The organism is Haloplanus salinarum (assembly GCF_024498175.1).
Classification (GTDB): Archaea; Halobacteriota; Halobacteria; order Halobacteriales; family Haloferacaceae; genus Haloplanus; species Haloplanus salinarum.
On the sequence record NZ_CP101823.1, the window covers coordinates 2348110 to 2361843 of the forward strand.

General features: G+C 70.7%; 13 protein-coding genes. 5 read left to right on the forward strand and 8 right to left on the reverse strand.

From position 1 onward, the window contains the following. Positions 1–3 precede the first annotated feature (3 nt). From NO364_RS12185 to NO364_RS12200, 3 genes are read left to right on the forward strand one after another with little or no spacing between them, the layout of a single operon-like run. Entirely contained in the window at positions 4–1641 is a 1638-nt protein-coding gene (locus tag NO364_RS12185) for an ABC transporter permease (protein WP_157690575.1), read from the forward strand. Then, entirely contained in the window at positions 1634–2764 is a 1131-nt protein-coding gene (locus tag NO364_RS18400; protein WP_420191812.1) for an ABC transporter ATP-binding protein, read from the forward strand. Before NO364_RS12185 ends, NO364_RS18400 begins: the two co-directional genes overlap by 8 nt. Further along, entirely contained in the window at positions 2746–4860 is a 2115-nt protein-coding gene (locus NO364_RS12200) for an ArnT family glycosyltransferase (protein ID WP_199243666.1), read from the forward strand. The genes NO364_RS18400 and NO364_RS12200 overlap by 19 nt, the downstream gene beginning before the upstream one ends. On the opposite strand, the gene NO364_RS12205 is transcribed toward NO364_RS12200, so the two are convergent. The 4 genes from NO364_RS12205 to NO364_RS12220 form a co-directional block, all read right to left on the reverse strand. After that, on the reverse strand, positions 4835–5797 hold the full coding sequence (locus NO364_RS12205) for a Vms1/Ankzf1 family peptidyl-tRNA hydrolase (protein WP_157690573.1): 963 nt from the start codon (positions 5795–5797) through the stop codon (positions 4835–4837). The two genes, NO364_RS12200 and NO364_RS12205, sit on opposite strands and share 26 nt — an antisense overlap. Positions 5798–5846: 49 nt before the next feature. Then, positions 5847–6203, reverse strand: coding sequence for a DUF5802 family protein (locus NO364_RS12210; protein ID WP_157690572.1), 357 nt, complete (start codon positions 6201–6203; stop codon positions 5847–5849). Between the two features lie 68 nt (positions 6204–6271). Then, a complete protein-coding gene (locus tag NO364_RS12215) occupies positions 6272–6550 on the reverse strand; it encodes a DUF7977 family protein (RefSeq protein WP_157690571.1) in 279 nt (92 codons plus the stop codon). A gap of 152 nt (positions 6551–6702) precedes the next feature. Next, positions 6703–6858 carry a hypothetical protein gene (locus tag NO364_RS12220; protein WP_199243665.1) on the reverse strand — a complete coding sequence of 52 codons (156 nt, stop codon included), beginning with the start codon at positions 6856–6858 and terminating at the stop codon, positions 6703–6705. Positions 6859–6958: 100 nt separating this feature from the next. Here NO364_RS12220 and NO364_RS12225 point away from each other — a divergent pair, with 100 nt between their 5' ends. Further along, the gene (locus NO364_RS12225) at positions 6959–7543 is read left to right on the forward strand and encodes a MogA/MoaB family molybdenum cofactor biosynthesis protein (RefSeq protein WP_257627653.1); all 585 of its coding nucleotides are present in this window, start codon (positions 6959–6961) and stop codon (positions 7541–7543) included. A 49-nt stretch (positions 7544–7592) separates the two neighbouring features. Further along, positions 7593–9353: a dihydroxy-acid dehydratase gene (gene ilvD, locus NO364_RS12230; protein ID WP_257627654.1), complete on the forward strand. Its 1761-nt coding sequence runs from the start codon at positions 7593–7595 to the stop codon at positions 9351–9353. 135 nt (positions 9354–9488) lie between these two features. Here ilvD and NO364_RS12235 read toward each other — a convergent pair whose 3' ends face one another. From NO364_RS12235 to NO364_RS12250, 4 genes are all read right to left on the reverse strand, one after another. Then, complete coding sequence (locus NO364_RS12235; protein ID WP_157690568.1) at positions 9489–10565, reverse strand: metal ABC transporter permease; 1077 nt, start codon at positions 10563–10565, stop codon at positions 9489–9491. Continuing rightward, the gene (locus NO364_RS12240) at positions 10562–11320 is read right to left on the reverse strand and encodes a metal ABC transporter ATP-binding protein (protein ID WP_157690567.1); all 759 of its coding nucleotides are present in this window, start codon (positions 11318–11320) and stop codon (positions 10562–10564) included. Before NO364_RS12240 ends, NO364_RS12235 begins: the two co-directional genes overlap by 4 nt. After that, the gene (locus NO364_RS12245) at positions 11317–12369 is read right to left on the reverse strand and encodes a metal ABC transporter substrate-binding protein (protein ID WP_157691257.1); all 1053 of its coding nucleotides are present in this window, start codon (positions 12367–12369) and stop codon (positions 11317–11319) included. The genes NO364_RS12240 and NO364_RS12245 overlap by 4 nt, the downstream gene beginning before the upstream one ends. 186 nt (positions 12370–12555) lie before the next feature. Further along, positions 12556–13719, reverse strand: coding sequence for a lycopene cyclase domain-containing protein (locus NO364_RS12250; protein ID WP_257627655.1), 1164 nt, complete (start codon positions 13717–13719; stop codon positions 12556–12558). Between the last annotated feature and the right edge of the window lie 15 nt (positions 13720–13734).

A 13734-nucleotide genomic window follows, 5' to 3' on the forward strand; every position in this document is an offset into this window, starting at 1 on the left:
GGGATGAGTCGCGAGGATACCGGCGTTCGGCGGGCGGTCGACTGGCTCCGTGACGCCGCCGTCTCGCCGACGCGCGAGGGCTCCAACCCGCTCGTCGCGGGCGTGGCCGTCTTGGTCGCGGTGACGGTTATCTCGCCGCTCCTCTGGCTGTTCCTCCGGGCGGCCGCGGTCGGGCCACGGGAGGCGCTGTCGATCCTCGTGACACCATCGACGGTCGACGTGTTCGTCAACAGCGTCGCGCTCGTGGCGTCGGTCACCGGCCTCTCGGTCGCGCTCGGCGTCCCGCTGGCGGTGTTGACGGTGTTGAGCGACCTGCCCTTCCGCCGGTTCTGGACCGTGGCGCTGTCGCTCCCGCTGGTGGTGCCGAGCTACCTCGGCGCGTTCGCGTTCGTCTCGGCGTTCGGCCCGCGGGGCGAACTCGCCGAACTCCTGTCGCCGCTTGGGGTCACGGTGCCGACCGTCTACGGCTTCGAGGGCGCGACCCTCGTCCTCGGCCTGTTCGTCTATCCGTACGTCTTCCTGACGACCCGGGCGTCCCTGCTCTCGTTCGACACCGAGCAGTTGGAGGCGGCCCAGACGCTCAACCACGGCTTCCGATCGGCGTTCCGTCGCGTCGTCCTCCCACAGATCGCTCCGGGGATGACCGCCGGCGCGCTCCTCGTCGCCTTCTACGCGCTGTCGGACTTCGGGACGCCCGCGATCATGCATTTCGACACGTTCACGCGGGTCATCTACGTCCAGTACAACAACTTCGGCCGCGGGACCGCGTCGCTGCTCTCGATCCAGCTGCTGGCGGTGACCGCGCTGGTCCTGTTTCTCGAATCCCGGCTCGGCGACGCCGGCGGCGACGGGTACGGCGGCGGCGTCGTCGGCACGGACTCGCCCGTCGCCTCGCTCGGGTGGGCCAAGGTCCCGGCGCTCGCGTTCTGTGCGCTCGTCGCCGCGCTGACGCTCGTGGTGCCCGTCGCCATCTTCGGCATGTGGCTGTTGCGGACCGGGCCCGGCTACGCGTCCGCCGGCATCGGCTTCCAGTGGGACTTCGCCATCAACTCCGTCTACGTGTCCGTCCTCGCCGCGGCGGGGACGGTGCTCGCGGCGCTCCCCATCGCCTACGTCTCGGCGCGGTCGGACTCGCGGCTCGCACGGCTCCTGGAACGGTCGACGTACGTCGGCTACGCCGTGCCGGGCATCGTCCTCGCGCTCGCGCTGGTGTTCCTCGGGGCGAACTACCTCCCCTGGCTCTACCAGACGCTCCCCCTGCTGGTGTTCGCGTACGTCGTTCGCTTCCTGCCACAGGCGGTCGGGTCCACCCGGTCGTCGGTGATGCAGGTGGACGCGAAACTACTCGGCGCGGCCCGCACCCTCGGGGAGACGCCCCGGGGTGCGTTCCGGCGCGTGACCCTGCCGCTGATCGCCCCTGGACTCGTCGCCGGCGCCGCGCTCGTCTTCCTGACGACGATGAAGGAGCTCCCGGCGACGCTCATCCTGCATCCGACGGGCTTTACAACCCTAGTGACCTACATCTGGCGTGTGCAAGAAGCGGGCTACTACGGACGGGCCGCGCTCCCGGCGCTGGTACTGGTCGCCGTCTCCGCGCTCTCGATGATCCTGCTCTTGCGACAGGAGGGAGACGATGGCTGAAGATACACTGGGGATGACCCGTCGGTCGACGACGGAGACGGGGGATCCGGCGGACGCACCGTCGATGCTGACGCTCGACGGCGTGACGAAACGCTACGGTCCCGAGACGGCGGTCAACGGCATCGACCTGACGGTCCGCGACGGTGAACTGCTCACGCTCCTCGGGCCGTCGGGGTGTGGCAAGACGACGACGCTCCGCATGATCGCCGGCCTGGCGATGCCGACGAGCGGGCAGGTCCGCGTCGACGGCGAGGCGGTCGCCGCCGACGGCGACGGCGTCCCCCCCGAACAGCGGGACGTGGGCATGGTGTTTCAGGAGTTCGCCCTGTTCCCGCACCTGACCGTGGCCGAGAACGTCGGCTTCGGCCTCGACGACTGGGACGCCGACGAGCGCGAACGCCGAGTGGCCGACCTGCTCGATCTGGTCGGCCTCTCGGAGTTCGCGGACCGCTCGCCCGAGAACCTCTCGGGCGGGCAACGACAGCGCGTCGCGCTCGCCCGGTCGCTCGCGCCCGAACCCGAGGTCCTCCTGCTCGACGAGCCCTTCGCCAACCTCGACATCCGACTCCGCGAGCGCATGCGCGAGGAGGTCCGCCGCATCATCAAGGAGACGAACGTCACCGCCGTCTCCGTCACCCACGACCAGGAGGAGGCGCTCTCCATCTCCGACCGGGTGGCGGTGATGAACGACGGTCAGATCGAGCAGGTGGGCCGACCGGAGTCCGTGTTCGAGCATCCGAAATCCCGGTTCGTCGCGGACTTCCTCGGGCAGGCGAGTTTCCTAACCGGCCGGCTGGCCGAGAACCACATCGACACCGGTCTCGGGACGCTCTCGGCCGACCTGCTCCAGGGGTTGAGCTCCGAGTACGACGGCGCCAGGATCGACGTGCTCGTCCGCCCGGACGACCTGCGGGCGACGCCGTGTGACGGCGACCGCCGGACCGGCAACGGCACGCTCGTCGGTCGCCAGTACACCGGCCCCTCGTTCGTGTACGCCGTCGAACTCGACACGGGCGACGTCGTCCACTGCGAGCACAACCACTCGACCGACCACGAACTCGGCGAACGGGTCACGGTCGACCTCGTCGCCGACCACACGCTGGCGTGGTACCCCGCGGAGTGACCGACGGATCGGGGCGGCTCACCCCCCGAACCTACCGCCTGCTCGCCGCCGCCCTCGCCGTCGGCGGGGGGTTGCTCGTCCTGCTGGTGGCCACGCGCCTGTTTCCGTATCACTCGCTCAACCACGACGAGGGCGTCTACCTCCAGCAGGCGGCGATGCTCCTCGACGGCCGGGTGTTCCTGCGACCGCCCGTCGCGGAGGCCTACCGGCCGTGGTTCTTCGTCGAGACGCCCGACGGGGCGCTGTACTCGAAGTACGCCCCCGTCCCGGCGGTGATGTTCGCCGTCGGCGAACTCCTCGGGGGCTACCGCCTCGCGCTGGCGGGAATCGCGGCGGCCAACCTCGCGCTCACCTACACCCTCGTCGCCGGGGTGTTCGACCGGCGCCGAGGCCTGCTCGCGGCCGTCTTCCTGCTTACCTCTCCGCTTTTCCTGATCGAGTCGTCGGTCTTCCTCCCGTACGCGCCGACGACGCTCCTCAACCTCGCGTTCGCGGTGGCGTACTTCCACGCCCGGCGGACCGGGAGCCCCCGGGCCGCCGCCGTCGCCGGCCTCGCGGTGGGGATGGCCTTCTTCGCCCGCCCCTACACGGCCGTCCTCTTCGCGACGCCCTTCATCGTCCACGCGCTGTGGACGCTTCGCGGCCTGGATCGCGCGGTCGTCGCCCGGCAGGCCGCGACGGCCGCGCTCGGCCTCGTCGGGGTCGGCGTGGCGCTCGGGTACAACGCCCTCACGACCGGCGACCCGCTCGTGTTCCCCTACGAGGCGTTCGCCCCGCGGGACGGCCTCGGCTTCGGCCACCGCGAGATCCTCGCGTACTCGCGGCAGTACACCCCCGAACTGGCCCTCCGGGTCAACGGCCGGGTGCTCGCGATCCTGTTCGGCGAGTGGGTCGCCGCCGGCCCCGTCGGAACGCTTCTGGCGGCCGTCGGCGTCGCCGGCCTCCTCCGGCGCCTGTACCGCGACCGGTCGGCCGACCCGCGGCGACTCGTCCTCGCCGGCCTGTTCGTCTCGGTGGCCGTCGGCAACGTCTACTTCTGGGGGAACCTGAACGTCCTCGGCGACCTCGGGCAGGCGAACGACGGACTGGTGGCGAACCTCGGGCCGTACTACCACTTCGACCTGCTGGTGCCGACGGCGGCCTTCGCCGCCCACGGCGCCGTGACCGGCGGCGAGCGGGTCCGGGCGACGCTCGCGGCGCGGGTCCCCGGCGCCGCGCGGCGACGCCGGATCGGGGTCGCCGTCGCGGTGCTCTGTCTCCTCGCGTTCGCGGTGCCGGCGGCGACGGCGCTCGCCGACCCCGTCGAGCGCAACGCCGAGGTGACCGAGACGTACCGGAGCGCGTACGCCCCTGTGGACGGGATCGAGGACGGATCGCTCGTCTTCCTCCCGACGCCGTACGGCGACTGGATGAACCACCCGTTCCAGGCGCTTCGCAACGATCCCGACTTCGACGGCGACGTCGTGTACGCGCTCCGGGAACGACAGTTCGACGTCGTCGACGCCCACCCCGGGCGGACGCTGTACCGCTACACCTACCGCGGGACGTGGGCGCCGACCGCCGGCCAGACGGTGCGCCCGCGGATCCAGCCCGTCGACCACGTCGCCGGCGAGCGGGTCGTCCTCGACCTGCGACTCGGCGTGCCGCCGGGCGTCGAACGCGTCTCCATCCGCCTCGAATCGGAGGAGGGGCAGGCCTACTACGTCACGAACGGCACGCCGACGCTCGCCACCCCGTCGCTGGTCGTCGGCGACGGCCGCGCCCGCCTCCGCGGCGTGACGGCGGTGGACGGGAACGCGACGGTCCCGGTCGACGACCGCGACGAACTGCGGGTGACGGCCTTCGCCGACTACGGCGCGGGCAACGGGTTCAGCTACCGACTCGAACTGCCGACGGCGACCGAGGGCGACCGGACCCGCGCCCTGACGCCCTACGTCGAGGTCTGCCGGCGGGCGCTGCGGTGTGGCGGCGAGGCGGCATACGTCCCCGAGACGGCGCGCGACGGTGTCGTCGTGGAACACGACCTCCGAGCGACGAACGCCACGGTGTCGGCCGACCGCGACCCCGCGCTCACAGCAGCGTCAACCGGGTCGTGAAAAAGGAGTCGGCGGCATCCGCGAGGGCCGCCTCGGGGTCGCCGCTCGCGTCCACGGCGGCGCGGGCGACGGCCTCGCGGTCCAGGTCGTCGAGGACGGTTCGCTCCCCGAGGAGGACGAGCCGATCCGGATCGCGCGCGTCGAGGACCGCCCGGCAGTCGTCGAGGTGGTCGGCGACCTGTTCCTCGCGGCGACGCTCGAACCGGGCCTGCGAGAACCCGCCCTTCGAGTGGCGACCCTTGACGTCCGTCTCGACCGTCTCGACGTCGACGAGCGACCCGCCGTCGTAGCGGCCGACGGCGAACAGATCCGAGCGCACCAGCGCGACGGAGAGCCCGTCGGGCGGACGGAACCAGTCGGGGTCGAGACGGAAGCTATCGCCCCACTCGACGAAGGGGTCGGGCGCGAGCGGCGGGGCGAGGGCGACGCTTACGAGGCCGGCGTCGTCGACGCAGACGAGCGCGGGTGCGACGTCGTCGAGGATCGCCGCCCGGTCGCCGAGGGCGTCGGCGACGGCGTCGGTAGCGGGATCGTGATCGGAGGACGCCGCGCTGTCGGGCGATCGTCGCGCCGCGTTCCCACCGTCGTCGCGGGGCTCGGTCGGGTCGACCATCGCGGTCAGCGCCCCTTCGGATTCGGTCGAGAGGCTCCGGAGGCGGGCGAGCACCTCGTCGAGTCGGTCGCCCCGCAGGTCGTCGGTGCCGCGTGGGGCGAGCGACACCTCGCGGTCGTCGCGTTCGGCGTCGAGGCGACCCTCCAGGTCGGCGATCCGGTCTTCGAGGCGGTTGACCCGCTCCTCGGCCTCCTGACGGGCGGTCACGGCCTCGGCGCGGCGGTCACTCTCGGCGTCGAGCCGACGCTCGAGGTGCCGCTTTTCCTCTTCGAGTTCCTCGATGCGTGCCTTCAGTTCGGCCCGCCCGAGCAACGAGTCGAGCATGGATAGAGGGGCGAGCGCGGGGGCCTTCTACCCTGCGGCCGCGCCCGGCCTACACGGCCTCGTCCGTGACGCCGCCGGGGTCGTACCCCGAATACCGGAGGAGTTCGGCGGCGCGGTCGGGTTTGGCGAGGAACACCTCACACCGGTCGGGGAGGTCGGTCTCGGTGACCGTCGGCGGGAGTCCGAGCGTCCCCGACGGGACGCCCTCCTCGCCGAGCACCGGGAAGTGACGCCCGTCGAGTTTCATCACGAGCGGCGCGTCGAGGCGTTCGACCCCCTCGCCCGTGGCGTAGAGGCGTTCGTTCATCCGTTCGTGGTCCGTCCGGTGGATGACGGCGTGGTCGCCGTCGCGGGGCTGGACGTACAGCCGTCCGAGGTAGTAGCCGGAGGAGAACTCTTCGAACATGCGATTCGGTACACGTTACCATACGTCACGATATAAGTCTTGTCGGGAGGATTTATCACGAACCGCCCTCAGCGTCGGTTCTTCATGGACCAGACGGCGACGACGCCGAGGAGGACGGCCGGAACCATCGGGAGGACGAGCATGGCCGTCCGGTAGTGGGCACCGAGGACGGTCCCGCCGGCGGGCCAGAGGTAGATGGCACCGGGAATGACGAGGACGGCGACGACGACGGCCGCGACGAGCACCCACCCGACCCAGCCGAGGTCCGCGTCGTCGTCGGGCGCCGGATCGCCGCCGCGCGGCGGGTCCCCACCGGGGCGGACGACGGGGGGGTCGTCGGCGCTCACCGTCGGTGACGGGCGTCGGACCGACTGCCGTGCGGTTCGCCAGGGTCGTCGTGAGTCACGAAAGAACGGGGTTGCATACCCGTGAGAACCATCGCGACGGACAAAACGCTGTGGTTCGGCACGGGCGAGGGCCTGGCCGTCGCCGCGGACCGCTAGCCGCTCGTCGTATCCGTGCTCCCGCAGTCGGGACACCGCTGGAGCGTCCCGAGCGACGGGTGAGTCGCGGTGTCCCAGTCGTCGCTGCCGGCCGGCGCCTCGAATCCACACTTGAAACACGTTACCTCCGTCGTCGTGGATTCGTCGACCATACGCGCGGTTACGGGGGGAGAGGTCAAAGGTGTTTCTCGTCCGACGGGCGGTCGCGGCGCTCCCGCCACGGCTTTTGTGGCGGCCCCCGAATCCACGCCCATGACCGACGACCACGCACACGACGGCGACCACGCACACGACGACGACCACGCACACGATCACGGCCACGGCGACGATCACGAACACGACCACCACCACCACGACGTCGAGACCCTCGGCGCCGCGGTGGTGACGGTGACCTCCACGCGGGGACTGGACGACGATCCGGCGGGCGACGCCATCGCGGCGGCGTTCACGGACGCGGGCCACGGGATCGTCACCCGTGAGTTGATCCCGGACGACTACGACCGCGTGCAGGCGACGCTGAAGAACCTCGCCGGGCGGGACGACGTGGACGCCGTCGTAAGCACCGGGGGAACGGGCGTGACCCCCGACGACGTGACCGTCGAGGCGGCCCAACCGTTGTTCGAGAAGACCCTGCCCGGCTTCGGCGAACTCTTTCGCCGGCTCTCGTACGAGGAGATCGGGACGAAGGTGGTCGGGACGCGGGCGGTCGCGGGGGTCGTCGAGGGGACGCCCGTCTTCTGCCTGCCGGGGAGCGAGAACGCGGCACGGCTCGGGGCCGGGGAGATCATCGTGCCCGAGGCCGGCCACCTCTCGGGGTTGGCGAGCCGCGAGAGCTGAGGGCGACGAGGCCTCATGCTTTAAGCCCCCGGACGAGTAGGGTCGGAACATGAGCCAGCAGGAACCAGAGCGAGAATCCGAAGCGGAGTCCGAGTCGGCGCCCTACCCCGGAGGCAAGGACCCGGACCTCCGGAGTACCGACGTCACCGAGGGCCGTGACCGCGCGCCCCACCGGTCGATGTTCCGCGCGATGGGGTTCGACGACGAGGACCTCTCGTCGCCGATGGTCGGCGTCCCCAACCCCGCCGCGGACATCACGCCGTGTAACGTCCACCTCGACGAACTGGCCGAATCGGCCATCGAGGGCATCGACGAGGCGGGCGGGATGCCGATCGAGTTCGGCACGATCACCATCTCCGACGCCATCTCGATGGGGACCGAGGGGATGAAGTCGTCGCTGATCTCACGGGAGGTCATCGCCGACTCCGTCGAACTCGTCTCCTTCGGCGAGCGCATGGACGCCCTCGTCACCATCGGCGGCTGTGACAAGAACATGCCCGGGATGATGATGGCCTCCATCCGGACCGACCTCCCCTCCGTGTTCCTCTACGGCGGGTCGATCATGCCCGGCGAGCACGACGGCCGCGAGGTCACCATCCAGAACGTCTTCGAGGGCGTCGGCGCCGTCGCCGAGGGCGAGATGTCCGACGAGGAACTCGACGACCTCGAACGGAACGCCTGTCCCGGCGCGGGCTCCTGTGGCGGCATGTTCACGGCCAACACCATGGCCTCGATCAGCGAGGCCATCGGCTTCGCGCCGCTCGGATCGGCCTCGCCGCCCGCCGAGGACGAGGCCCGCTACGAGGTGGCCCGCGAGACCGGCGAACTCGTCGTCGACGTCGTCGAGTCGCGGCGCAAACCGTCCGATTTCCTCTCGCGGGAGTCCTTCGAGAACGCCATCGCGCTCCAGGTCGCCATCGGCGGGTCGACCAACGCCGTCCTCCACCTGCTGGCGATGGCCGCCGAGGCCGGCATCGAACTCGACATCGAGGACTTCAACCGCATCAGCGAACGGACGCCGAAGATCGCCAACCTCCAGCCCGGCGGCGAGCGGGTGATGAACGACCTCCACGAGGTCGGGGGCGTGCCGGTCGTCCTGCGCGAACTCCTCGACGCCGACCTGCTCCACGGCGACGGGCTCACGGTCACGGGCGAGACGATGGCCGAGGCCCTCGACCGCTACGACCCGCCAGCCGTCGCGGACCTCGACGCCGACTTCCTGCACACGGTCGACGACCCGATCCACGAGCGCGGCGCCATCCGCATCCTCTCGGGCAACCTCGCCCCCGAAGGCGCGGTCATCAAGATCACCGGCGAGGACCACCTCCACCACGAGGGGCCCGTCCGGATCTTCGACGACGAGGAGAACGCCATGGAGTACGTCCAGGAGGGCCACGTCGACTCCGGCGACGTGATCGGCATCCGCAACGAGGGGCCCCGCGGCGGCCCCGGGATGCGCGAGATGCTCGGCGTCACGAGCGCCGTCGCCGGCCAGGGCCACGCCGAGGACGTCGCGCTGTTCACCGACGGCCGCTTCTCCGGCGCGACCCGTGGCTTCTCCATCGGCCACGTCGCCCCCGAGGCGTTCGTCGGCGGCCCCATCGCCGCCCTGGAGGACGGCGACGTGATCACCATCGACATCGACAGCCACGAGCTCTCGGTCGACCTCAGCGACGAGGAGATCGAGGAACGGCTCGACGGCTACGACCCCGAACCGAACTACACGTCCGGCGTGCTGGCGAAGTACGGCCGGATGTTCGGCTCGGCGGCCAACGGCGCGGTGACGGATCCGGGCGCGAAGGACGAGTGACGGCCTAGCGGGGGCCGGCGGATCGTTTTGCTCCAGCTTTTGCGACGAGCGGTCGCGACCGGCGGGAGCGACCCGAGGACGTAAAAGGTGGAACTGGCGCGGTGACGGATCCGGGCGCGAAAGGAGGGGAATCGCTCAGTCGCCGGTGCCGGCGTCGACGCCGTCGGCCTCGATGTGTCCCGTCTCGGGCGCCGCCCGTTCGCCGCGTGCGGACTGGAGTTTTCCGAGCACGACGGCACAGACGTAGATGGCCACGGCGAAGAGGACGATGATCCCGCCGGCCGTGACGCCGCCGTAGTAGGCGGCGGCGATGCCGAGCAACACCGCGAGTTCCGCGAGGACGACCGAGACGACGAGCGACTCGGAGAAGCTCCGGGACACCTGCGTCGCGCCCGCGACCGGAACGACGAGCATCGCCGCGACGAGGATGACGCCCATGATCTGCATCGCACCGACGACGACCATCGCCGTCAGCATCACCATCACCCGGTTGTACCAGTTGACGGGGATGCCGGAGACGGCGGCCGCCGTCTCGTCGAAGGTGACGTACAGCAGCTGGTTGCGCGTCACGGCCACCGTGCTCACGATGACGGCAAAGAGCACCAGGAGGATTGCCGCGCTCCCCGGCGAGACGGTAGAGAGGTTGCCGAAGAGGAACTGGTTGACCCCCACCGCGAGCCCGCCCGCGTTGAGGCTGATGAGCGTCGTCCCCAGCGCGAACCCAGTCGACAGGACGATGGCCATCGACACGTCGTTGTAGGCGTCCGTCACTTCGGAGATGAGCTCGATGCACAGCGCGGCGATCATCGCCACGACGACGGCGGTGAGATACGGCGAGACGCCGAGGTCGATGACGGCGTTCAGGAACAGGCCGACGGCCACCCCGGCGAAGCCGGTGTGGGCCAGCGCGTCGCCGATGAGCGCGAGCTGTCGGTGGACGAGGAAGGTGCCGATGAGCGGCGCCATCACGCCCACGCAGAGCCCGACGAGTATCGCCCGGTGCATGAACCGGTAACGGGGGTTCAGCATCTCCAGCCCCGTGGCGTAGTACACCCAGTCCATGAGCCAGTACCACTGCTCCAGGACCCACAGAGGGGCATCGAAGACGGCCTCGCCGACGGCCTCCAGCACGCTCCCCAGCGCGAGCACGGCCGACGGATCCAGGGTCACGAGGGGGCTCGCGACGAGCGTGGCCGCCGCGTCCGCGCTCATCCGTCCACCTCAGCGAGGAACCGCGCTTCGGTTCCGAACGCCCGGGCCAGCGCGTCGCTGTCGACGAACTCGTCGGTCGGCCCGTCGAAGTAGACTTCGCGGTTCAGGCAGACGACGCGGTCGGCGTGCTCGACGACCGCCCCGAGGTCGTGCTCGATGAGGAGGACGGTGATGCCCCGCCCGTTGAGCGCCGCCAGCAGGCCGTAGAAGGCGTCGACCGACTCGGCGTCGACGCCGACGGTCGGCTCGTCGAGCACGAGCAGGTCGGCCTCGCCCGCCAGCGCCCGTGCGATGAACGCGCGCTGGCGCTGTCCACCCGAGAGCTGCGTGACGCGTCGGTCGGCGAAGGCGCTCATGCCGACGGTCGAGAGGGCGTCGTCGACGATGGCCCAGTCCTCGCTCGACAGCCGGCCGACCCCGACGTGCGGGAAGCGGCCCATCTTCACCACTTCGCGGACGGTGATCGGCATCCCCTCGGCGGCGTTGGCCTGCTGGGCGACGTAGCCGATCCGTTCGCCGTCGTCGAAACGGTCGGCGCGCTCGCCGAACAGGTGGGCCGTGCCCGTGTCCGGTTCGAGCAGTCCGACCATCAGCTGCATCAGCGTCGACTTCCCCGAGCCGTTCGGCCCCACGATGGCGACGTACTCGCCCGGGTCGACGGTCAGCGACACGGCCTCGACGACTGGCGTCGCCGTGTAGCCGAAGGTGACGCCCGCGAGGTCGATCACCGGCACGGCGTCGGCGTCCCGGGTCATACCGGCTCGAAGTTCCGCCACCGTTCGACCCAGCCCGCCGACGGGGCCGCGTCCTCGGGACGCTCGTTGCCGAGGACGATGTCGAACGTGGGCATGTTGATGTTGTACGCGATCTCCTCGTATCCCCAGTCCTCCGCGACCCACTCCTCGCGAACGCCGGCGTACGGCGTCACGGGGAAGTACGACTCCACGGCCGTCTCGCGGACGAGTTGCTGGGCCGGGCGCTGGGATTCGAAGACGCCGTTGGCGATGTAGCGGATGTCGTTCTCGCGGATGACGCGCGCCGCCTCGCGAATGTCGGCGGGCTTGACGTCACCGCTCGCCGCGAGGTTCGTCACGAGCGGCCGCATCCGCACCCCGTAGCGCACGCCGACGTACTGGAAGGCGTTGTGCGCGGCCAGCTGGACGATGTCGCGGTCGGCGCGGTCGAAGATGGCCTCGTAGTCCGCGTCGATGCGGTCGAGGACGTCGGCGGTGTACGCCCCGGCGTTGTCGCGGAAGGTGTCGGCGTACTCCGGCACCAGTTCGGCGAACCCCTCGGCGATGTTGTCGACGGAGCGCTTCGCGCGCTGGGGATCCAGCCAGAAGTGCGGGTCCTTCCCCCGCTGGGAACCGACGCCCTCCTCGTCGCGGTCGAGCGTCGCGGCGAGGTCGACCAGTTCGACGCCCTCCCGGGCGTTGATGAGTGCCGTCTCGACGTCGTCGCCCTCGATCGTTTCGATTGCTCGGTCGGCCCAAGGTTGGAAGTCCGCCCCGACGTGGACGAACGCGTCCGCTTCGATGATCCGCTGGGTGATACTGGCGTTCGGCTCCCAGCCGTGCCCGTGCAGTCCCGTCGGGACGAGGTTCTCCACCGTCAGCGGGGTCCCGTCGGCGACCTGCCGGCCGAAATCGAAGAACGTGAAAAACGAGGCCACCGCGACCGGGCCGTCGCTCCCGGCGTCGCCGTCTCCCCCCGACGGGTCCGGAGCGCTCGGCAGCGCCGTACACCCGGCTATCCCCGCAAGCGCCGCCGCACCGCCGGCACGAAGCGCGTCCCGTCGCGTCACCGCTCGCTCGCTACGTGTATCGAGTGACATAGGTTATCATCGAATCCATGGATTAGATGTGTCTAATTCTATGGTTGGCCCACTCGTATTTGTAGGTTGTGGTGCCAGCCCCCTGGTGGGACGCCTCGCGGCTCCGCTCCGGCGCGTCGGCGGCGGCTCCCGGCGTTCCGTCGCCGTTCGCGAGGGTTAGTCGTCGAACGCGTCTGCGAGCGTCTCGTGGACCCCGACGACCATCGTCGGCACGATCAGCATGAACAGGTGTTCCTCCAGCGGGATGCCGAGCAGATCGATCCCCGTCCGCATCGGGATGGCGAAGACGCCGACGGTGAGGGTGTACCAGTCCCAGACGTAGGCGACGGGGTAGAGCACGGCGACGGTCCGCGCGGCGGCACGGACCGCGTCGGCGCGAACCACCAGCGCGACGGCGACGACCCCCCACAGCACCTCCGTCGCGAGGTAGGTGTAGGGGCCGAGCGCCGTGACGTCGGGCCCCGCGAGGCCGGCGAGGGGACGGAGCCAGACGGCGACGACGAGGAGGGCGAAAAAGAGGTAGGAGGCCCGCACGAGCAGCATGGTCGCGGTTTCGGGGTCGGCCCGGCGGGCGAACAGCGCGACGGCGACGAAGGGGACGACGGCGAACGCGGAGCCACGCGGGACGACGCCGGTCGCCGAGAGCGCGAGGACGGCGACCATCCCCGCACCCATGAGCGTGCCGGCGACGGTCCGCGCCCCGTCGCGGCCGAGGACGACCGCCACGGTTCGCTTGTCGACCGAGCGGTCGTAGTCGTAGTCGGTCGCGTCGTCGACGACCTTGATCCCGGCGAGGACGACGACGAAGACGGCGGCGAAGGCGACGACGGCCGTCGAGAGGGTGCGGGTCTGGACGTAGTACCCGCCGAGGAGGGCGAAGCCGATGCCGACCGGGTAGCCGAGGGTCGCACCGAGGGGGCTGGTGTCGAGTTGCGGCGCGTGGAGGACGGCGACCAGCCACCCGGGCAGGGCGAGGGCGGCGGCGACGGGGTCGACGCGGACGACGAGGGCGGCGACGCCGGCGAAGAAGGCGGCGCTCGACCCGAGGATCGCGAGGTGACAGCCGCGTCGGGTCAGCGGGTGGTCGTCGTCCTCGCCGCGGCGGTGGAAGTCGACGAGGCCGTCCTTGACGTGGGCGGTGTAGAGCGCGGTGAAGGCGACGGCGAGGTGGAGGAGGGCGAGTCGGGGGAGTTCGAATCCACCGAAGACGGCGCCGAACCCGGAGGCGGCGAGCGGCGGGGCCATGAACACGGGGTGGACCTGCGAGGCGACGGCGCCGACGGCCGCTCGCGGGCCGGAACCGTGTCGGGAGATGGACATGATACGCTCGTACGT